We start from the raw sequence: 20,860 nt of genomic DNA on the forward strand, positions 1-20,860 counted from the left end.
TTTCTGAGCGCGGCGGCACAGAAGCGTTCAAGTCGATGATTCCACAGGGGGCCAGGCTGCAGTCACCAAGGGTCCCCTTTGGTCGGTGCAAGACATGTGCTAGGCTCAGGCAGAAACGAGCGGCGGGAGGGGGCACGACCCATGCCGAACGAACGTGCCACGGTTGTGCAGACGCCGGTTGGCGCTGACCTGTTGACCTTCACGCATCTTGTCGGGCGCGATGAGATCAGTCGTTGTTTGGCCTATACGGTCGGGTTCGTCAGCAGCAGCCCCGAAATCGATCCGCTGAAGATGCTGGGCGGCGCGGTTTCGATCGAAGGTGAATCAGACCCCAAACGCTGGTTCAGCGGCCTTGTCTCCGAGTTTCGGCTGACCCGGATCGAGGACCGTCTGGCCTACTACGAAGCCGTCATCAGGCCATGGCTCTGGTTTCTCGGCAATACCACCGATTGCCGTATTTTCCAGAACATGAGCGTCATCGAAATCGTCGAGGAGGTTTTCTCGAAATACAGCACGGCAAAATTCGAGAAGCGCCTGCAAGGGTCCTATCCGCCGCGCGAATACTGCGTCCAGTATGACGAGAGCGATCTCGATTTCGTGCAGCGGCTGCTCGAGCACGAAGGCATCCTGTATTTCTTCGAGCACGACGAGGGCAAGCACACGCTTGTGCTGGCCGATGCCATGAACAAGCTCAAGCCGGCGCCGGGCTATGAAAAGGTGCCCTATCACTTTGAAGGGCAGGGCTCCCGGCGCGATGTCGAATACATCACCGAATGGATTCCGGGCAGCTCGGTGCGGCCGGGCGCCTATGTCCATACCGACTATGATTTCGAGAAGCCGGGCGCCGACCTGATGGCCAAATCCGCCCAGCCGTTCAGCCACAAGCTGGCCGCGGGCGAGAATTACCGCCAGCCCGGCGCGCATCTCGACGTCGGTCGCGGCGACAGCCTTGCCGCGATCCGGCGCGAGGAAATCCAGGCTGTGCACCAGCGCATCGCTGCAGTCGGCACCGTGCGCGGCCTGTATTCGGGCTGCACGTTCAAGCTGGACGGCTTCCCAAGGGAAGACCAGAACCAGGAATATCTGGTGGTCAGCGCCGAATACAGGCTGTTCGATCCGGGCTACAGAGCCCTTGCCGACGTCGAAAGCGAGAACTTCAAGGTGATCCTCGGCGTGGCGCCGACCGCCTTGGCCTATCGCCCGCCGCGGGTCACGACACGGCCGATCATGCGCGGCCCGCAGACGGCGACGGTGGTCGGCCCATCCGGCGAGGAAATATTCACCGACAAATATGCCCGGGTGAAGGTGCAGTTCCACTGGGACCGTCTCGGCAAGAAGGACCAGAACAGCTCCTGTTTCGTGCGGGTTTCGCAGACCTGGGCCGGCAGCGGCTGGGGTTTCATCCAGATACCGCGCATCGGCCAGGAGGTGATCGTCGACTTCATCGAAGGCGACCCGGATCTGCCGATCATCACCGGCCGCGTCTACAACGCCTCCCAGATGCCGCCCTACGGGCTGCCGGGCAGCGCCACGCAATCCGGCTGGAAATCGGACTCCTCGAAAGGCGGCGGCGGTTACAACGAGCTGATGTTCGAGGACAAGGCCGGCTCCGAACTGGTCAATTTCCAGGCGCAGAAGGACCACAACCTTCTGATCAAGAACGACCGCACCAAGCTGGTGCAGCACGACCAGTCCGACCGCATCGACCACGACGCCAAGCACTCCGTCGGCCACAACCTCGACGAGGACGTCGGCAACAACAAGACGGTCAAGGTCGGCGTCGACCAGACCACGGATATCGGCAACAACGACACCGAGACGGTGGGGGTGAACAGGTCGCTGACGGTGGGGTCGAACGAGACGATCAATGTTGGGTCAAACTCGACGGAGACGATCGGCATAGCGCACACGCAAACGGTCGGTGCTGTGCAGACGATAACCGTGGGCGCGGCTCGGGTCGACTCGGTCGGAACATCCGAAACCCGAACCGTGGGTGGCCCGCAAGCGAACACGATCGGCGCGACCCGCTCGGTCACCGTAGGTGCTGCGCAGAGCCACACAATTGGCTCGGCAGACAAGTGGCAGATCGGTGCCGCGCAGACGGTTGACGTCGCCGCCGACCAGAGCTTTACTGTTGGCGGCGCCCATTCCTCGCAGGTCGGCAAGGCGCGGCTGGCCAAGATTGCAGCGGACGAGGGGATTGAGGTCGGCGGGGCCTATTCGCTAAAAGTAGCCAAGGCGAGCAGTGTCGTCGTCGGCGAAGACGGCGTAATGAAGTTCGGCAAGAAGCTGTACGTTGAGGCGGCTGACGAGATCACGCTGAAATGCGGCGATGCCAGCATCATCCTCAAAAAGGACGGCACGATCAGCGTCAAGGGCAAGGACATAAGGCTCGACGGCAGCGGCGACATCGACGTGAAGGCCGACGGCAAGACCAAGATCAAAGGCAGCAGTGTTCACAACAATTGAGGGCCGAGCGATGGACGTTGTGGAGCGTGTTGATGGGGTGATAATTGGGTTGCTGATCGGCTTCGATGATGGCTCGCCGCTCGTCGTTTTCGTCGGCAATCCCAGCGACACGGCGCTCAAGGCCCGCAGCCTCGCCGCTCTCGACGCTTCCTCTGTGGGCTCGGAAGTGGCGCTGCTGTTCGAAGCGGGTGACCCCGCCCGGCCGCTTGTGGTCGGAAGGATAGTTGATCCGCGTCCCAATCCGCATCCCGTTGAAGTGTTGCGCGACGGTGAGACGGTGACATTGAACGCGCGCGATCGCATTGAGTTCAGATGTGGCTTGGCGTCCATCATTTTGGAGAAGAACGGGCGCGTCTCTATCCGCGGCACACAACTTGTCAGTCATGCAGCCGGTACGAACTGGATCCGAGGGGCGGCTGTTCACCTGAATTAGGACGAGCCGATGCAGCGCCTTGCAACGATCCCTGCCATGGTAGACCAACACGCGGAGGACGCCGCGTTCCTCTGGTCGCGGCGGCGCCGCGAGATCAACGGACCGCTTCTGGACGAAATCGATATCGGCCGCATCGACCAGCGGCTTGACGCCAATCTTGAAGGCCTATTCGCCTCGGGCGAGGCTGCGTGGGCGTCGGCGAGCGCGCGTTTCTCCGATTATCCGGAAGCCCCAGAACTCTTTGTGATGGCCTGTCTGGCACTCCATTGGGGGCTGGAAAAGCCGCTTGCAGAGGTGATCGAGTCTGCCTCCGCGCTCGGCGAGACTGGAATCAAAGGCATATCAGGCGCCATCGCCCGGACACCGCGCGAAAAACTCCGTCCTTTCGTCGCCAAGTGGGTTGGCTCCAGGGAAACGATGCTCAAATGCGTCGGGCTCGCGGCGCTCTGGCATCATCGCGCCGATGCCGGGCCGAGGCTCGGCGAACTGGTCGCGAATGGCCAGGCTGAGGTCCGGATCCGGGCGCTGCGGTTGGCCGGCGCGTTGCGCCGCCGCGATCTGCTCCCGGCGGCAACCGAATGCCTCTCTGCCGACCAGCCACGGGAGCGGTTGGCAGCCTCGCTCGCCGCTTGTCTCCTCGGCGCGGGCCGCACAGCTCTGCCTGTCTTCGATGAATTGCTCGCCTCTGCCAGTGTTCCTCAGGGTGAGGTGATCGACATCCGGTTACTCGCCTCGGCGGGAACTTCCGCAACGGCCTGGCTTCAGAAGTGCCTGAACCAATCGGCGGTCCGACAGCCGGCTCTAGCCGCCATCGGAATGCTTGGCGACAGATCGATCGTCCCATGGCTGATCGAACGCATGCGCGAGCCCCAATCCGCATATGCCGCGGGCCTCGCCTGGCGCGATCTGTTCGAGGTCGATTTCAACGACACCGACGTCTTCACTGTCGATACCGCGCCCCTTGGAAAGCAATTCGCCAAAATCGAGGAGTCGCCGCTTCCAATGGCTGAACGCGCGAGTGCATGGTGGGACGATGGGCGGGGACCGGGCAAGCACGCCGCATTCCGCTCTATGCGTCGGCTACGGCTCGCGGCCATCCGCGCCTCTTTGGACAACCCCGATCTCCCCTTGGCCGACTGGCGGCGTACGCGGCGCTTCCCCGCCTGGATGTGATTCAGCCGGACTTCACGTCGCTGACCAGCGCCGCGGCGCGCAATCCGGCTTCCGACGCGACCTCGCACATGGCGACCGGACCGGGTGCGTAGCCAGCGGTGAAACTGTCGGACGCCACGAGCAGCGCCAGCGCCCCGCCGGCCGCTCCCACCTCGCCGACGGTCATCGCCGGATAGGCGATCGGCAACATTTCACGCCGCGTTCGATAGAAGCGAGACCGCGCTATATTTGCTTCCCACCCGCTATAGCGCTCCCCATTGCCATTGCTTACGACAAAGACGATGTCAGGCTCTCGCGGACCATCGCCGGTCCCATTCAAGGCACCCTGAAGCGCACCAAGAAGCGCCTTGCCCTGGCTGTATCGCTCCGTCAGAACACTATCGGCTTCCTGAGCAAAGCCTGCGCCGTGGATGGCGGCGAGACATGGCGACTTCGAATCCGGCCTCGATTGCAGGCAAACGAAGGCTGCCGCCTCTCCGGGAACAAGCCCTTGAGAATTGTCAGAGCCCTTCAGCCGTCCCCCTTCAGCGAGCCGAGCGATATCCTTGTCGTTGACCAGACTGTCGACGCCGCCGAGCAAAACGCGCTCGACGCCCGGATGGGCAAGTATCTCCACCATTTTGTGAAGCACGCCAATGCTTGCGGCGGCACCGCCATCGAGCGTGCGAGACGCCTCATGGAATGGGCCGCCGCATGCGCGCACGATGGCATTCAGGAAGCCAGAAGGGTCTTCTTCTTCGAAGGCCGCATGGTTTCTGAACTGCTCCGGCAACACTAGGATCAGCACGGTCGTTCGCGGATCCGCCGACGTCGATGCGAGCGCGTCCATGATGGCGCGCGCCGCCATGTTGACCAGCCAGTCCCAATTGGTGGTTCTCAGGGACCAGTGAGTGGGAATGCGCGAGACGATCTGCGACGCTCCCATAGGCTCGGCCAGCAGGTACTCTTCATAGGCGGAGAGCCCAGCGCGGACCGCGGCGAGCGTTTGCCGCCGGTTCAGACCGGCGGGCGTCACCGCGCCACCGCCAGCGATATACAATGGCCGCTTCATGGCAGCCACGCCGGGCGGTCCGTGATGGTGCCGTCAGTCCCGCGCAGCGCGAAATAGCCCTTGCCCTTTCGCTTCGCCGCAATCAGCGCCGGCGTGACATGGCCGAAGACGAGTTCACGCAGCGCAGGCCGGTTACGCCGCGTTGTCACAGCCACCCGCGCCTTCAGCGTTACCCGAAACACGTCGGGCTCGATGATGATCGTATCCGCCTTAAAAATTTGGTCTTCGACGCGGTCCTCAAAAATCAGGCGGATGGGCGCGACCACGCGTGGGAGTTTAAAATTCCATCGGCCGCCGGGAGTGAGTCCTATCAGAGTCACCTGATCGCCGCCGTTGAGATCTGGAAGTTGCTGGTCCGCCGGCGCCGCGAGATTGTAGCGCGGATCGTAATCCTTCGGCGGCAATGGCCACTGGGAGTCGATCCAAGCCTGATTATAGGTTCCTGCCAACGGCAGGCGCGGCTGCCACCCGCGCCCGAGCGCCCCGAAACCGGCCGGCCGCGGCTTGTCCAAGGGGCTCATGAATGGCTCGGCCGGGTAGGTTATGTTTGGCGCCTGCGTCTTGACTGCTGGATCAGCCGACCGGGCATGGGCGAAACCCACTCCCAGCGGATTGCGAGGATCGGTCTTCAGATCGGCGGTGGTGCCGCCGTAGGCGCGTTCATAGACGATAGGCATCCGTGTGAATGGATGTGGCGCGCTATAGCTGCCGGCATCGTAGATGCGGTCGCCGACTATAGTGAGCACCTTTTGCAGTGGCCCGAACTTCAGTCCCGCTTGCATTTCTCGAACCGCCTTCCCGTTCGGCGCATATGCGGTGCCGTTGACGATGACGTCGACGCCGGGCTTCAGCATCGCGATATCGGCCTCGTAGCGCGTCGATGAAAGGGTAGGATCGCCGAAAAGGACATCGCTGAGCGTCACCGGCAATTGTTCCTCGGCCGGATCCAGGGCGGTCGTTTCCTCCGCGCCTTGGAAGCTCGCCGAGAAAAGGCCCAGGAAAACCTCCTGACCGTCCGCGTCAGGCAGCGTGTAAGATCCGACCGCGAAGGGGGTACGATTCTCCAACCAGACAGCGAAGCTCATCGCTCAGCACCAGGCTCTGTTCTCATCCATCCCGATCGGCCAGTACGGCATACAGGCGATCAGGCGCACCAGTTCCTTCTTCTTGGCGTCGATCAGCCATTGCAGAAGCAGGATTTCGGGATAGACGACCTCTCCAGAGCTCTTGTTGGCGTCGCAGCAATCGAGCCAGTAATTGCGTACGATCCAGACTACGTTCCCATGCGCGGCTGCGCCGGCGGCGCGCTTGTTGAACGCCTTGCGGATAGCCTCGTCCCGATTCAACCCCCGCTGTTGTTGCGCTTTGACCGTGTCCGCCCACCAGGGCACCGCGATTTCGTAGGCCATCTGGATATCTTCCAGGTAGCCGTCGAAAAGATCTTGGTGCCGCCCGGAACTCTGGGCGAGCTTGCGCGCCTCGATTTTCGCATCCCGGGGCTCGATGTAGCCGGGCTGGCGTAGCAGGCGGCGAATGCCGCGGTCGGTTTCAAAATAGGTGATCAGCGCCATCAGGTGATCTCTTCATCCTGATCGAGCCCGATCGGCACGAAAACGAAGCCGTTGACCACCTCGGTCAGATCGGGCGCCTTGCTGGGGATGTCGTCGATCAGCAAATCTATGTGCCCGACATAGCGGGGGCTGTCGCCGAGGTCGTCGACCCCCCATTTTTCTTCGGGCGACTTCTCAGCCTCCTCGACGAATTCGTGCTCGTTTTTTCGGTTCAGATTCTCCACCTCAAAATAGTGCGTCCGAAAGACATGCAGAAAGCGCGGGTGCCCGGAAATTCCAGTCGGCCAGATTAGCGAGATAGAATCGTAAGTTTCGGCTGCGACGATGCCGCTCCACCAGGCTTTGATTTCAGGCAGAAGCGCGCGGAGTTCGGCGATGTAGCGCTGCTGGATGTCGTCGTAGCTCTTGGCGATCGCGATCATGACTCACCTCCCTTACAGCGTCGCCGCGTAAGCGTCCGCCTGACTTCCCTGACTGCGAAAATGCGCTTCACAGTGAGGTTTGACCCTGCTTGCCCGTTCGAAATACTTCTTGAAATCCGCAAGTTTCATATTGCATCCGCCAAGCGCCCAGGCCACGCACAGCGGCGGCTGATGGTCATGGGTCATATGGCCTTCGCCGCGCGCCATATCCTTTCCATGGACAGGATCCTCGTATCGTACGATTGGTCCCCCCGTCCTCGATCGCTCAGTGCGCCAATGAGCGCGCGTCACCCGTTTGTCGTCCCGAGCGCATTCCCAGCATGGCTTGTTGCGGACCGCCTTCTTCTGGGCCGGGGAAGGATCCTTGTCCGGGCGGTGGACCTTCGCGTCGTAAGGCTTGCTCGGACAGGGGCCGGGCGCGATACCCTTGCGTCTCAGCAGCGCCTTGAAGGTATTGATCGCCGTCTGGTCGATACAGTTGGGCAGATCGCTGGCCGTGTTCTGAGCCATCATGTCGCCGTGGCGGTCGACCCCCTTTCCCTCCGCCTTGACCGTGAACGACCACAGTTTGAAGACGCCCTTACCTTTGATCTTGTGGGTGATGACGCCTGCACCGAGACCCTGCGTCGCCGGCTCGTTGCCGGTGCTGGTCGAGATCTCCGAGGAATTCTCGATCGCCGTCGGCTCGCCGTCGATCTTGACGCTTTTAGTGCCCTTCGACAGGTCGGAGGAGGACAGCATATTCACATAGGGCACCGGAACCGGGCCTGCCGGCGGCGATGGCGGCGACAGACAGACATCGCCCGGCGCGATGCCCTTGCCATTGCTGCCCTTGTGGAAAAATCCCATGTTCTCGGCGAATACGGTGATTGCCATGATCAGCTTTCTTCCGCCGGCAGAGGCACCGTTCGCATGACCGGCAAGCCGTTGTCAGCCAGATCATGGATGTCTTTGAAATGGCATTCGTGCACGTTCCAGCTGTCGCACCAGAAGACGATCTTGACCTCCGCGGGGTTGGCTGGCGGCGGCTGAACCGCGTTGATCCGCTCGGCGACCATGGCGCTCGTCCAGTAGCGCGACACCGCGTCACCCGCGATCCCGGACACAGCATCGAACCATTCGTCGTCCATGCGAGGCGAGCGTCCGACGGCGACGACCACGAATGGATATCTGCGCCCGACGCGATCCTCGCTCATCCGCCACGCGCCGGCGCAAGGCTGGTCGCAGAAGATGCCAGCCGGCACCGTGAAGCGCCAGACACGCGGGTCGAGCTCACCCTCATCGGGCCGAGCCCGCAGTTCCATCGACATCCAGCGGTCCCAGCGGTCGATGAAAGTCCGCGGCAGGTTCCAGGCGACGAAATCTCCAGTCGCCGGGATCTTGCCAAAAAATCCGGTGATCATATCTGCGGCGGGCATGAGAATTTCTTGAACATTTGCAAATTGTAGGGATTTTCGACGCTTGCTGCCTTGAGCTCGAAATCGGCGTACATGCCTTGCGTGCCCAGTCGCAGGCTGTAGACGTCAGACAGCGAGGTGCCGGTGAAGCGGCCGCTGCGCAGCAGCCTCAGCCAGGCCCAGCTGCCGGTTTCGTTCAACATGACTTCAGGCGAGCCGTCGATCGGCTGGAAGGCGAGCGAGATGACGCCGGTGCCGTCCTTGCCGGGCCAGGTCATCGGCTGCGGCCGCGTCGCGTTGTTGTAATAGACGAGGTTCTGGCCATCGAGATTGAGCGTCACGCGCGTCACGTTGGGCGACAGGTCCGTCGGCTGCAGCGTGAAGCTCATCACCGGGCCGGTACCGCCTGGAAACAGATCGTCGCGGATCCGCCTGGCCTGTTCGAACGCCGCCAGGGCCGCCGCGTCGAGGCCGAAATCGGCGCGCCATTTCCATGGCTGGCTTGCGGTGTCGACATAGCTGATCAAATGGTCGTTGATGAAGGTGTCGATCATCCCGGCCGGCCCGAACAGGCGGGCGAAATCGCGGACATTGACGTCGACCGCGCTTTCGGGGCTGAACGGATAGCGGTCGTTCAGCGCCGCCTGGCAGAACGGCAGGATGTCGGCGCGCCAGATGGCGTTGAGCTCCGAGGTCACCGCCTTCTGTGTCAGGCCGCTGGTGTCGCCGGCAATGCCGCCGAGCCAGTCGTCGACCGGATCGGGCAGGATCTGGGCTTGCCTGGCGACCGTTCCCGTCAGTTCGGCGAGGCCACCCTGCTTCTTGATGGCGTCCTGCGGGTCGGGATTGGCCGTGACCGTCTGCAGCACGTTCGAAAGTGCGGTCAGCGCCACCACCGCGGCGTCGAGCGCCGGCGGCTGGCCGTCGACCTCGGCGATCGCCCCCTTGAGCGGCTTGAAATGTTCGGCCACCAGAGTGCCGGTAAGATCCACCTCGTCGGCGGAACCCGCGCGCGGCAGCAGTTTTGCCCCTGTCTTCACGATCTTTCCAAGCTTCCCCAGCTTGCCGAGCAGTTTCGAGGTGCCCTTGGCTGCCGCCTTGTTGTCGGCCGGCGCTGCTTCATCGGATCGGGTCAGCTCGGTCTCCTGGACGACCGCCGTAAGCAGGCGCTTCAGCGCGGAATCGGCACTCGAAAGGTCTTTTAGGTTCTCGCTGGCGACATTCAGGTCGGCCAATGGCGCGAGCCTGATATCGCGCAGGATGCTGTCCCATTGCGCGATGTAGTCTTCGTAATAGAGTTTTAGAATATCCTCCGACAGCGCCGAGACCGAGGTTTCGGAATTTTCCGAACAGCCTCCGGCAAACACCGCTCGATCGAGCGCGGCCTGGGCGGCGACGTCCTCAACCCGTTCGAGAATGGCATCGTGGAAGCCGGAATAGGTGAACGCGCCGGAAATGCCAACGCGCAGCGTCTTGTCGGAACGCCGTGCAAAAACCTTGGCGCCGTTGGGACCGGCGAAATTCGCCGGGATCCATTCCTTGAGGCCGGCCACCGCCGGGTCGGCCAGCAACTGCCTGTAGGCACGCGCCGGCAGCGAAATCGTGCAAACCGTTTTCAGCGCCTCGGCAACCAGCGCCTGATCCGGCGCGATGTAGCTGTCGTCGACCGCCATGCGGCGGATCGCGGCAAGCTGGTGCTCTTCCGAGTCGGCGGTCGGAAACGGTGCCGCCGGTGCGAATTCCGGCAAGTCGTTGACCCACCAGCTCTGGACGTAACCGGCGTCCATCTGCGACAGGCCGGTCATCATCCGATAGGTTTTTAGCGCCCCCAGCATGAAATCCGGATCGCGGATCTGCCGCCACATGGTCGCCTCGAGCAGGGCGACCATGTGCGGCTCGAGGACATTGCGCAAAGCGTGGTCATAAGTGTCGGCCTGCGCCCGCAGCAGCTCTGCCGACGCCGACGGCCCGAGCAGGTCCTGGGCGCTGCTCGGCGGTGCGGTACGGGCGTTTGCGACCTCTGCCATCGCATAGAGCGCGCTGTCGATGGCGGGCTGCTCCACCGATGCCGGGCTCGCGGCTGCCGCGGTCAGCGGCGCCTGCAGCGCTTCGAACTGGCCCGCCTGCGCTGCGATCGCATTGCGGTTGTCATAGTAGGACCAGGTGAACATCGCACCGGCCAACAAGGCGGCGACGGCACAGGCGGCCGCGGCGCCACGCCAGATCCAGGCGCGGCGGCGCTGCGCCAGCGGATCGAACGTCCCCAGGCCGGCTTCCCTGAAAATGACCTCGGTCAGCAGGTTCTTCAGGAAAAAGCTGCGTTTTTCAACGCGCGGCGCCGGCATCGCCCGTCGCGGCGGAAGACCGAAGGATGACGACAGCGCCGCGGTCAGCCGGTCGATGGGCGCCCCTTCCTGGGTAGCCGACGTCAGATAGAGGCCGCGCAGCCAGGCGGCTTCTTCGTAGCGGCTTTCGCCGAACATCGCCTCGACCAGCACCTGGATCGGCTCGGACAGGCTCGTCAGCTGGGCGGGAAACCTGAAAATCTCGGCGCGGGCGGCGAGCTTGTCCTCGTCCTCCAGGCGCGGCACCAGCCGCCGCTCGAGCTCCGTCGCAAGGGTGGCGATTTCCCGTTCTATGGTCTTTGCGTCGACGCGCGCATCCAGCGCGAAGGTCGTCCCCCAGACCTGCTCGCGCGAGGCCGTCGACAGGCCGCCGAAGAAAGCCTCGAAACCCTTGATCAGATCGGCCTTGGTCAGCATCAGATAGACCGGAAGGCGAATCTCGAGCCGGTCGTTGAGCTCCGCCAGGCGCCGACGGATCTTGCGGCCATGAGCCTTGATGGCTTCGTCGCCCTCTGAAAGCGCATCGATCGACAGCGCGACGATCGCGCCGTTCAGCGCGCGGCGGCCGCGATGCTTTTTCAGGAGGTCGAGGAAGCCCAGCCATTCCGCCGCATCGACGTCGGGCTGGCTCTCCTGCTGCACATAGCGGCCCGCCGTGTCGATCAGAACTGCGTTCTCGGAGAAAAACCAGTCGCAGTTGCGGGTGCCGCCAACCCCCTGCAGGTCGTCGGTGAGGTCGATCGGAAAGTTCAGGCCGGACTGGCGCAAGGCCGTGGTCTTGCCGGTGGCCGGCGGCCCGACGATCACGTACCAGGGCATCTCGCGCAGGAACTTGCGTCCGCCCAGCTTGCGGCGCTTCAATTCGACCATCACCTCGGCGAACTTGGCGCCGACGGCGGCGACGTTCTCTTCGCCGGGGCTGAGCGGTTTTTCCACCACGGGCGCAGCGATTTCGGCGACGAACATGCGGTTGGCTCGGATCGCCCGGCGCTGCGCGACGATCAGCCAGATCAGCCAGAAGATGACCAGCAGGGCAATGATGACGATGCGGACGTTTTCCGAGGCGAAGGGTTCGTAGGCACCGACCCTGACGATCGGGCCGAACACCCAGATAACCAGGGAAAGCAGCGTGATGCCGATCAGCGTCCACAGCCAGCGCGATGTCAGAACCGCCCAGAGGAAGCGCAGGATGAACATCTCACAGCCTCTTTTCGACCAGCACCTCGACGCGGCGGTTCAAGGCCCGTCCCGCGCGGGTGCTGTCGTCGGCCACTGGATCGGTAGCTGCACGTCCTTCGAAGCGGATGCGGTCCTGCGGCACACCGTTCTGGACCAGCATCTCGGTAATGGTTGCTGCGCGCGCTTCCGACAGCCGCTGGTTGGTGGAAAGCGGATTGGACCGTTGCAAGGGAATACTGTCGGTATGGCCGACCACGGTGATGTTTCCGATCAGTTCCTGATTGGCGAGGATCACTTTGGCGATCGAACCGATCAGCGGTTCGAAGCCTTCCGTCAGTGTCGGCCGCGACGACTGGAACAGTTCGGGGTTGGAGGCCTGGATGATCAGCCTGGCCAGCGAAACGCTCTCGGTGCCGCTGAGCGCAGCCCTGAGGTTGTCCGGCGCTCCGGCCTGAAACTCCGGCACCAGCGCGAAATCCACGGCCTCCGGTGGCGGCGCGTCGACCTGTGGCGACGTCCGGCTGATCTCGCCGCGCTCCGGCGGCGGCAAAGCACGAACCAGCGTCGAAAGCTCGACCGCCTGACTGCTCAGTCCCATCGACAGCCCGAGATAGATTGCAGTGGCGAGAACCGCCGCACCGAGCCCCATCACCCAGATCGGCACGATGAAACGCTGCGGCTCGTCGGATGCGATCACGCCTTTCCAGTTCGGCGATAGCGGCGCGCCGTCGGCGTCGGCATCACGCAGAAAGCGCGCGGCAGCAACGCGAACCGCATTGAGCGAGCGGTCGCCCGACCGGCCTGGAACACGATATTTGCCGCGGAAGCCGAGCGCCAGGCAATGATATTGCAGTTCCAGCAGTTCGCGATCCCGGTTCGGATGGCGCTCCAGTTCATCGAGACGCGTGAAGAACTGGGTGCCGGCATCGACATCGCCTCGCAGCATCACCACAAGCGGCTGGCGCGGCCATGCGCTGGCACCGCCCCATGGCGTGTTCAGGGCCAGATCATCGAGCAATGCCGCCACCACCCAGGCTGCCTGGTCGGCGCGCTCCAGAGAGGACCCCGCCGCCATTGCCGCGTCACGCGCCCTAACCAGCTCATCGAGCAACCGGGTGCGTAACGCTTCCGGGTTTTCCGGCGGCAGCGCGCTTTCAAGCTCGGGCGCGAACTCGAGCAGGGGCGCGAATGCGTTGACCAGCGTGTTGGGATGCGTACGCGACCGTTTGATTGGCGCGCCCGACAACAGTGGCGTCATCGGTCGCGGCATCGGCGCGCCGGTCAGTCGTATGCGAGTACGTTCACGATCCTCCGACAGTCCGAAAGGATCATCCCGGCTCATCATCTCACCTGTTTACCGAATAGCAGTCCACCTGCGGCTCGCTCGGCAGCACGCCCGACACGCCGATGACGAAGCCGGGGGCATCGAGCAGCGAGGCCCAGTGCTCGCTTTTCTGATCCAGCTCAAGGCACAGCCGATCGCCATCGTAGGGGATTTCGCGCGGCTGGGAATGAAGCGGCTTCAGCGGAATGCCGGGTAGACGGGACTTCCACAGGCCCTCGAACTGATCGGCCGAACCGACGGTCGCCTGGTTGACGAAAATCTTGCGCAAGGCATCTTCCGACAGCTCGGAGCCGACCCGGATGACGATCCGGCTGGCCACCAGCAGCTTCGGGTTGTCGATGCGGATTTTCCAGACATTGGTCGAATGCCGCATGACCGGCAGTGCGCGTGATTTAGGCTCGATGTAGCGCAGGCTCAGGATGAGCGAGCGCAAGGCGTCGGCCAGCGCCGAATAGGCGGGGCCGGGCGCCATGTGATCGTAGGCCGGCAACTCGCCCAGCCGCCGCGCGCTCGAGCCGTAGGTCGCCATTGAACCGGCAAGACCGGCAAGCTCCAGGTAAAGCTCGGCCGGATGGAAGACATCCTGCGCCAGCATGTGCGCCAGCCGCGGACGCGCCGCATTGGCGAGATTGAGCATCAGCAGGTCTTCGACACTGCGCCCTGGCCCGCCCATGACCATTTTGCCATGCGCCTCGGCGATCTGGTCGAGGCCGGTGACAACTTCTAGAAGCAGCTGCCGGTACCAGGCCACCGCCCCGGTAACCAGTGTCGGCGGCAGGAACGTCTCGTCCAGCGAGACGCCGCCGTCGGCTCGAACGCCTTTGATGTCGGCTATCGGCAGGGCGGTGTAGCCGCCAACCGATTTTCCCGGTGCAATCAGCAGCGCCTGCGGGCGGGCGATTTCGATTTCTTCAGGATCCGAACCGCCATGGACGGCGTCGCGCACCGAAACGATCCGCCCATGATAGCGTGCGCCTGTCGATGCGGCGTGCGCCGGATCGAAGCCGACACCGCCGGCAGGCTCGATCGGCAGGGCCACCAGCACCGGTCCGGCGCCGGTATCGGCGGTGACCGGCAGCGGTCGTGGCGCATCCATCAGGTCAGGGATGGAGAAGGGGGTTCCATCCGGAAAGATGCCCCGTGCCGACAGGATCGAGACCTGGCCGGCATCGAGCATTGCCTGGTCCAGCGTCAGCTGCTGAAAGCCGAACGTATGCAGCTGCCCGGCCTGCAACGCGCCGCGCACCGTCGCCTCGAAAAAGCGATCCTGCTGCTGAAAATGCTGGGTCCGGAGAAACAGGCCTTCGGACCACAGCACCCTGTTTGCATCGCTCATGCCGCTACTTCCTGCATCGAGCACCCCTTGCCCTGGCCGCTAGGCGGAAATGCCGCCGCTGCCTAGTGTGACGTTGACGGTAACTGTTGATCCCGACGACACCGACTTGGTTGTACGCCAGGTCCGGCCGCCGGGCTCGCGAACGAGGGCAACGAAGCCCAGCGCAGCCGCGTCCGGCTCGACCGTGATGGTTTTGGATGCGGTCTTGCCAGGCCCGACGGAGATCTGGTCGGATCCGATGAGATCGCCTGCGAGTGCCGAGCCGGCATCCCCCTGCAGCGCGAAATAATCGGCCGAATTGAATTTGCCGGTGCTGCGCAGCCGCATCACGAGGACCGTCACCGGCCGGTCGCCGCCGCCTGGTCCCGGGTTCATGCCGGCCGCGCCGGTCAGGTTGACGGTCACCGCGGATGGTTTTGGCGGACCGCTCTGGCAAGCAGCAAGCAGCCCGGTTGCGCCCAGGGCAACGATAAATTCGCGGCGATCGATCATGTTTCACTCCTCCTCATATGCATCCCGAAAATCAGCGCCGATTTCGCCCAAAAAGCTCGATTCCGCACTCTGGGCGATTTCACGATGGCGTTTCTGGTAAAGCTCCCACAGCCTGGCGCGGCGCCCGCCCGAAAGCACGGTGCCGATCGCGGAACTCGATTTGAGCTCTTCCTCGATCGCTGCCGGGTCAAAACGGTCAATCATTCGCCGCAAGGCGGACTGCACGCCTCGCCAGGCGCGCACATGATGTTGCGCGAGATCGCGGACCGCGTCGGCGATTGCCGCTTCACCGGCCAGAAATCCGGGGCTGCGCTCGGCGATGAGGGTCACGATGGCGTCGTCGACCGTCGGCAGAAATTTTAGCGGATTGACTTCAGAGGCCCCAACCACCGTCTGGGCGACGCGAGCGTTGCCTTTTTCCTCGGCCCGCTTGCGCAGCAGCTGCATCAGGCCTTCCATCATCAGCCGATACTCGCGACCGAACTTCTCCATTTCCGCGATGCTGTCGCGTCCGGGAAAATCGGCTTCCTCAACACCCATGCCTCGCAAGAACGCGGTGCGAAAGGCCGTGTTCGCCGGTTGCGCCGCTGCCGGGGAGGGGGCGGGTTTGGGGGCACCGCCAGCACGTGGCTGAGCAGGGATAGCTGCCGCGGGGCCAGGCAAATCCCAGGGATGGGCCGGCTCTCCGGCGACGTGTTTGCGTTGACCGGCCGGGCCGGCGCCGTTTCTCAAATCGGGCGACGCGGCCGGCCCGAAACCGAAACCGTCATCGAATTCGGAGGACTTTCTTGAAACAGACTGGCTTGAAACGGGCTGGCCTGGAACGGGCTCGCTTGCACCGGAAGGCACCGGATCGAAGCTGAATGGGTCTGCGGCGTCCGGCGCACCACGCGGTTCGGAATAGCTGGCGCCATTCGGCGCCGGCGTTGCTACCGGGTCGAGGCTGAACGGGTCGTCGAAGGCAGGCGAACTGCGCTGGTTGGCGCGCTCGAACGCTCCTGGAACGGGTTGCTCGAACGGGTTCGGCAGGTCGGCGGGACGCGGCCGGCGCGGCTCTTCTTCGACCGTGGCTGAGAAGAAGTCATCGCGGCCGATGCTTACCGGCGCTCGCGATGCCGGCGGTGACCGCTCTGTGAACGTTTGGCTGGCCGCTGGTGCGTGAGCGACCGGCGTCTGCAGATCGACGCATACGATGTAGTCACCCAGCCTCAGCCGCATGCCGTTCTGAAGACGGACCGACGTGCCGGTGCCGAGCGGGCTGTCGGAATCGTTTATGAACAATCCGCTGCTTGATGTGTCGGTGACGAAATATCCATCCGGCCCGCCGCTGATCCTGCAATGGGCGCGTGAAACGAACATGTCGGGATCGTCGATCTGCCAGTCCGCGTCCGCGCTACGGCCGATCACCAGTTCACCCTCGTCCAGCCGGGTCTGCCGTACCGCCTGGGTGCGTGGCCCGTGCTCCAGCGTCAGCAGCAGACTCATGCCGCGACCTCCGCCATTTCCGGCCGCCATCCGACGATTGTCCGCAGCCGCATATCGTCAGCATCGCCCCTTTCAGTGGGCCGCGCAAGCCAGGTGGTTCGGCCGAGCTGTACCGCTCCGATACGCGGCGGCGGCACCGCTTCACGCGCCAGCACGATCCGCAGATCGACGTCGAGCGATTCCCCGACCATGTCGCGAACCGCCTGCTTGAACATCTTCAGACGATGACCGCCCGGCAGGAACGTCTTGAACTCCTCGTAGCCGACTGGGCCGACGCGGAGTTCGATCCTGCTTTGGCGGCTGAAAACGCGCGGGCCGATCGTCGCCCCGCGACCCAGCACTGCGTAAGCCTGGGTAAGCCGGGTCTGGAGCGTCGCTGGTATGGTCATCCAGGTGGCAACGAACTCCTTGATCGCGACCGGCACCTTGAACGCTTCCGCCAGGAACAGCGTCAGCCGCTCCGGGCCGTCGACCTGGCTGGCGAGCGACGCGGCCTGGCGAAGCTTTACGGCGTCGAGATCGGAATTTTGGGTACCGGGAAGTCCGGTTCCCGCCATCGCTTCAAGCATGGCCCTTACTCGGCCGCCGACCGCACGTTCGACCTGTACCGCCGGATGCGCGTCGGCCCAGGCTCGATAGTACAGGGCGATCATGCGGTGCTGGAGAATATTGACGAAGTCCACGAACGTCGTGTCGCTGGTCTGCCGTGCGTCAGCGCCGGTGAACCAGCGCTGCGACAGACGATCGAGCACCCAACGTGTCAAATGAAGCGGCATCGGGCCTTCCGGTCCCATCAGCCCGAGATTGGCAACCGTGACCCGGGCCGGCACCCCGTCGTTCCCCGGCGTCTTGTCCTTCCCTTCGCGGAATTCGACCACGTCCTTGGCGGAAAAGCTAAGACGCACATGCTGCCCGAGCCTTGCCGGCTCGCGATCTGCGCGGCCGGAATAGCCGAACAGCCCGCCCCGTTGTTCGAGCCGGCGCAACAGTTCGAAGAAGTCGAACGTATCATCCAGTTCTTCGGCCCGGACCGGGTCGAGCTTGCCTAGATCAGGTAGCGATTGCCGGGCGTCATCGGCCATGGCACATCCTCCTGCTTCTGCAGCAACCGCGTGCGGGTCCGCACAAAGCCGTTTATCCCGGCGTGACGGGCAAACAGCCGGGCAAGCATGGCTGAAAGCAGCAATGTGCTTTGCCCGGCCAGGACCGACTGGTCCACATGCAATGTCACTTCCGTGCCCCGTCCGAAGCACATCGGCCCATCGATCTGCAGCCGTTCGATGACGGATCGCGAGTCGATGCGAACGATCGAGTGCACGTTGCGAGCCAGGCTCGGATCTCCCCGGTCGGCATAAAGATCGAGCAGCGCATGCAGCGGATCGACACCGCGGCCTTCCTTGGCGAGGCTGAGAAAGTTGAGGGCCAACTGCGCCACGAGCCGCCATGCGAGATTGTCGGCTCGAGATTCGCCTTCGGCGCCGGCGGGCAGCGCGGCCGGGATCGCCGGCTGGGGCGGGCGCAAAGCACCGATAAGCCGGACCGTTTCGACCGGATCGCCTGTCTCCAGCGTCAGGGTAGGGTTGTCGTCGAGGATCGGCAGATCGCGGTTGGTGCAAAGCGCCATGATGTCGAGCCGCTTCAGCGGCCGGTTCGCCGGGCTTCCGGCCGGCCGGGAAACCGAAAGGAAAACGTCGTCTCCGGTGTAGGAAGTGCGGGTCAGTCCGTCGCGCCGTTCATCTTCGGTGGCCCGGCGAGGGCGCCGTTCGGTGGAATAGACCCAGCCATTGCTGCGGTTTTGCCCCAGGCTGAAGAGTTCTGGAATTTCGGCGTCAGGACCCTCGGCATCGGCGTCCTCGACATGGGTCACCCGATAGATTTCGAAGTCGCGCGCCCGCGTGCGGTCGGCATGCAGCACCTGCCGCGTTCTGCGCGGATCGAGTTCGATGACGTTGCAGTCACGCTCGAACAGGTTGATGATCGGTGTCGCGAAAAGTTCGAAATCCGCCGGCGTCACATCGGCAAGCTCAGGTACCGGACGCCGGAACATGAAGATGATCTCGACCCCGGCCTCGCATCGGCGCACGACCGGTTGCAGTCCTGAAACCCGCACGTAGTGAAAGCGCTCGGGCATCATGAAATATTCACGCAGCAGGCGGTAGCCTTCGAATGTCGGCCGGGTACGAGGCATCAACGCCTCGTCGTCGCTGATGCCGACCATTTCGGGTTCCGGCAACCGCGACAGCGGATTGGCCTTGCCCTCGGCGCGTGCGCCAACCGCCGAGCAGGCGCCGAAAATCGCGTCGAACAGCAATGGCGCTTTGGTGCGCCCGGCAAAATAGAAATCAAGCCGGTCGAGCGCCAGTTCGCCGAGCTTGCCTTTTCCGGTCCGACCCAGCGTGATGCGCAGCGCCGCCTCGCCGCCTGCGCCGCCGATCGGTGTTATGCCGGCCGCCGCCAACCCGCTGCGATCCTGGAAACAGCTGACCGAATTGATGGTTATCGGCCACAGCGTGATTTCCTGCGCGGTGGTGAATGTGCAGCGCGTCGACAGGCCGGGTTGCAGACTGGACACCAGCCGCGTGTTCCGCTTGATGACATGGCCGGCAATCATCGACTGGACCTGCTGGCCGGGTTTCAGCACTGCCATTGCCGTAGCCGGGGCCGGGGTAACCAGATCGGGATACAGCACATCCAGCACGCTGCGTGAAAACCGCGAACGCTCGGCGTCGACTTTCAACCGGGTGCGTGCAGCGAGGAAGGCGACGCCGTCAAGCAGCCGCTCGACATACGGATCCGGGCACGGGACGGTATCGAGAGAAAGATTGCGCGCCACCGCCGGATGCATGTCGGCAAATTCCGCCGCGAGTCCGCGGATATGGGTCAGTTCCTCCTCGTAATATTCTACGAAGACCCGATCCATCTCAGCTGTCCCTGAATTCGGTCCGCGCCAGGCCGTTATCGAGATTGATCGTGGTGCGCAGGCGCATGCGTTCCGGCGTCGGCGTCATGATCAGAACGGCGTCTATCTCGATCTTCAGGCCGACACTTTTGTCACCGAGGGTCACCGTTACCTTGGTTGCGCTTTCCTTGAGACGGGGCTCGAAGGTGGCAAGGACCGAGCGGATCTCGCGCGCCAGGGTCTCGCGATCAAAGTCGCGGGACGAACGGCCCGAAAACGACGGCACGCCGTAGTTGACCACACTTCGGCGCACCTCCGGAAAATCGGCCAGCGACGGCGGATTGTCTGCGGCCTGTTCGCTTTCGAAATCGGAAAGAAGCGGAACAGCTTCAAAACGCTCGGTGTTGAACAAGGCCTCGATGTCGCGCCGCACCGCCTCCCTGAGGACGCGGGCCGATACAACCACGCCACGGCTTTCGATCTCGGCGCGGTGTTGGGTCTGAAAGGCCAGGCGGTGCAGACGCCGCTTCTGATCGGGAGTCAGCTCCGCGTCGGCGTCGATCAGCCGCGCGCTGCCCGCCAGCAGCGTGTCCAGCCGGTCCGCGCCCAACTCGTCCTGCAAGGTCTGGCGCAGCCCGTCTATCTCGGAGGTGACGCCCGGCAGGTCGTTGACGAGGCGGTCCCAAAGAGAGGGCTGGACCGCCTCGCGTTTTGCTCGCGAACTGCCGGTTACCTGCAGCTTGTCGGCGCCGGGCCGCCGCGCCTCACTTGCCGACATAGACATCCATTTCGATTTCGTCATCCTTGTCATAGACGAACTTGATCTTCTTGTAGGCGAAGCTGACCTCCTCCTCGATCAGGTCTTCCTCGTCCTCGGCCTGCGACATGTCGTATTCCATGATCGAAGCGTCGGTCAGGGTGACGACCAGATAATCGCTGGTCTCGCCATCGATGGTCCGGCGGGCGGAGAACACAACTTCGTCCAGCGCTTTGTTGTCGAACAGCGCCTTTTTCAGATAGGGCGATGACTTGTCATAATGCTTGGTGAACTTGATCATCCCCAGCGACACGCGACCGCGGCGTGAGAGCGAATTCGGATCGTATGGCGCGATTATCTTGTAATCGACCCCGTGGACTTCGATTTCGTCCTCATGACCGTCGCGAACGCTTGGCCCTTTGATATCCGGAACTTTTAGAAAACCATCAATTTTCACGGGCATTGTCTTCCTCCAGCGCTTTCAAAACAAAACAAGGTAGATGTTG

18 protein-coding genes are annotated in these 20,860 nt (G+C 63.4%); 3 read left to right on the forward strand and 15 right to left on the reverse strand.

Annotated elements, in window-relative coordinates:
- The first annotated feature begins 141 nt into the window (after positions 1-141).
- The 3 genes from AC0L2C_RS29960 to AC0L2C_RS29970 are packed head-to-tail and all read left to right on the forward strand — an operon-like array spanning position 142 to position 4,075.
- The gene (locus AC0L2C_RS29960; RefSeq protein ID WP_473525109.1) at positions 142-2,469 is read left to right on the forward strand and encodes a type VI secretion system Vgr family protein; all 2,328 of its coding nucleotides are present in this window, start codon (positions 142-144) and stop codon (positions 2,467-2,469) included.
- A gap of 10 nt (positions 2,470-2,479) precedes the next feature.
- Positions 2,480-2,902 (forward strand): DUF6484 domain-containing protein, encoded by a 423-nt coding sequence (locus tag AC0L2C_RS29965; protein ID WP_473525110.1) that lies wholly within the window; start codon positions 2,480-2,482, stop codon positions 2,900-2,902.
- A gap of 9 nt (positions 2,903-2,911) precedes the next feature.
- Positions 2,912-4,075: a hypothetical protein gene (locus AC0L2C_RS29970; RefSeq protein WP_473525111.1), complete on the forward strand. Its 1,164-nt coding sequence runs from the start codon at positions 2,912-2,914 to the stop codon at positions 4,073-4,075.
- Position 4,076: 1 nt separating this feature from the next.
- On the opposite strand, the gene AC0L2C_RS29975 is transcribed toward AC0L2C_RS29970, so the two are convergent.
- The 15 genes from AC0L2C_RS29975 to AC0L2C_RS30045 are packed head-to-tail and all read right to left on the reverse strand — an operon-like array spanning position 4,077 to position 20,817.
- Complete coding sequence (locus AC0L2C_RS29975; protein WP_473525112.1) at positions 4,077-5,126, reverse strand: hypothetical protein; 1,050 nt, start codon at positions 5,124-5,126, stop codon at positions 4,077-4,079.
- The gene (locus AC0L2C_RS29980) at positions 5,123-6,211 is read right to left on the reverse strand and encodes a DUF2169 family type VI secretion system accessory protein (protein ID WP_473525113.1); all 1,089 of its coding nucleotides are present in this window, start codon (positions 6,209-6,211) and stop codon (positions 5,123-5,125) included. The genes AC0L2C_RS29975 and AC0L2C_RS29980 overlap by 4 nt, the downstream gene beginning before the upstream one ends.
- Before the next feature lie 3 nt (positions 6,212-6,214).
- Positions 6,215-6,697, reverse strand: coding sequence for a hypothetical protein (locus tag AC0L2C_RS29985; RefSeq protein ID WP_287303751.1), 483 nt, complete (start codon positions 6,695-6,697; stop codon positions 6,215-6,217).
- Positions 6,697-7,119: a hypothetical protein gene (locus tag AC0L2C_RS29990; protein ID WP_065006846.1), complete on the reverse strand. Its 423-nt coding sequence runs from the start codon at positions 7,117-7,119 to the stop codon at positions 6,697-6,699. Before AC0L2C_RS29990 ends, AC0L2C_RS29985 begins: the two co-directional genes overlap by 1 nt.
- A gap of 12 nt (positions 7,120-7,131) precedes the next feature.
- On the reverse strand, positions 7,132-7,995 hold the full coding sequence (locus AC0L2C_RS29995) for a DUF4150 domain-containing protein (RefSeq protein ID WP_287303753.1): 864 nt from the start codon (positions 7,993-7,995) through the stop codon (positions 7,132-7,134).
- Positions 7,996-7,997: 2 nt separating this feature from the next.
- The gene (gene tagF / locus AC0L2C_RS30000; protein WP_473525114.1) at positions 7,998-8,537 is read right to left on the reverse strand and encodes a type VI secretion system-associated protein TagF; all 540 of its coding nucleotides are present in this window, start codon (positions 8,535-8,537) and stop codon (positions 7,998-8,000) included.
- Positions 8,519-12,058 (reverse strand): type VI secretion system membrane subunit TssM, encoded by a 3,540-nt coding sequence (tssM, locus tag AC0L2C_RS30005; protein ID WP_473525115.1) that lies wholly within the window; start codon positions 12,056-12,058, stop codon positions 8,519-8,521. Before tssM ends, tagF begins: the two co-directional genes overlap by 19 nt.
- Before the next feature lies 1 nt (position 12,059).
- The gene (gene icmH / locus AC0L2C_RS30010; protein ID WP_473525116.1) at positions 12,060-13,382 is read right to left on the reverse strand and encodes a type IVB secretion system protein IcmH/DotU; all 1,323 of its coding nucleotides are present in this window, start codon (positions 13,380-13,382) and stop codon (positions 12,060-12,062) included.
- Positions 13,383-13,386: 4 nt separating this feature from the next.
- The gene (tssK, locus tag AC0L2C_RS30015; protein WP_473525117.1) at positions 13,387-14,721 is read right to left on the reverse strand and encodes a type VI secretion system baseplate subunit TssK; all 1,335 of its coding nucleotides are present in this window, start codon (positions 14,719-14,721) and stop codon (positions 13,387-13,389) included.
- A gap of 39 nt (positions 14,722-14,760) precedes the next feature.
- On the reverse strand, positions 14,761-15,213 hold the full coding sequence (gene tssJ, locus AC0L2C_RS30020; RefSeq protein WP_023801306.1) for a type VI secretion system lipoprotein TssJ: 453 nt from the start codon (positions 15,211-15,213) through the stop codon (positions 14,761-14,763).
- Between the two features lie 3 nt (positions 15,214-15,216).
- Positions 15,217-16,698, reverse strand: coding sequence for a type VI secretion system-associated FHA domain protein TagH (tagH, locus tag AC0L2C_RS30025; RefSeq protein ID WP_287364638.1), 1,482 nt, complete (start codon positions 16,696-16,698; stop codon positions 15,217-15,219).
- The gene (gene tssG / locus AC0L2C_RS30030; RefSeq protein ID WP_473525118.1) at positions 16,695-17,780 is read right to left on the reverse strand and encodes a type VI secretion system baseplate subunit TssG; all 1,086 of its coding nucleotides are present in this window, start codon (positions 17,778-17,780) and stop codon (positions 16,695-16,697) included. Before tssG ends, tagH begins: the two co-directional genes overlap by 4 nt.
- Positions 17,744-19,618 carry a type VI secretion system baseplate subunit TssF gene (gene tssF / locus AC0L2C_RS30035; RefSeq protein ID WP_473525119.1) on the reverse strand — a complete coding sequence of 625 codons (1,875 nt, stop codon included), beginning with the start codon at positions 19,616-19,618 and terminating at the stop codon, positions 17,744-17,746. The genes tssG and tssF overlap by 37 nt, the downstream gene beginning before the upstream one ends.
- A 1-nt stretch (position 19,619) precedes the next feature.
- Entirely contained in the window at positions 19,620-20,375 is a 756-nt protein-coding gene (gene tssE, locus AC0L2C_RS30040) for a type VI secretion system baseplate subunit TssE (protein WP_023801310.1), read from the reverse strand.
- Complete coding sequence (locus AC0L2C_RS30045) at positions 20,362-20,817, reverse strand: Hcp family type VI secretion system effector (RefSeq protein WP_023801311.1); 456 nt, start codon at positions 20,815-20,817, stop codon at positions 20,362-20,364. Before AC0L2C_RS30045 ends, tssE begins: the two co-directional genes overlap by 14 nt.
- Positions 20,818-20,860 lie beyond the last annotated feature (43 nt).

The organism is Mesorhizobium sp. WSM4845 (assembly GCF_055811455.1).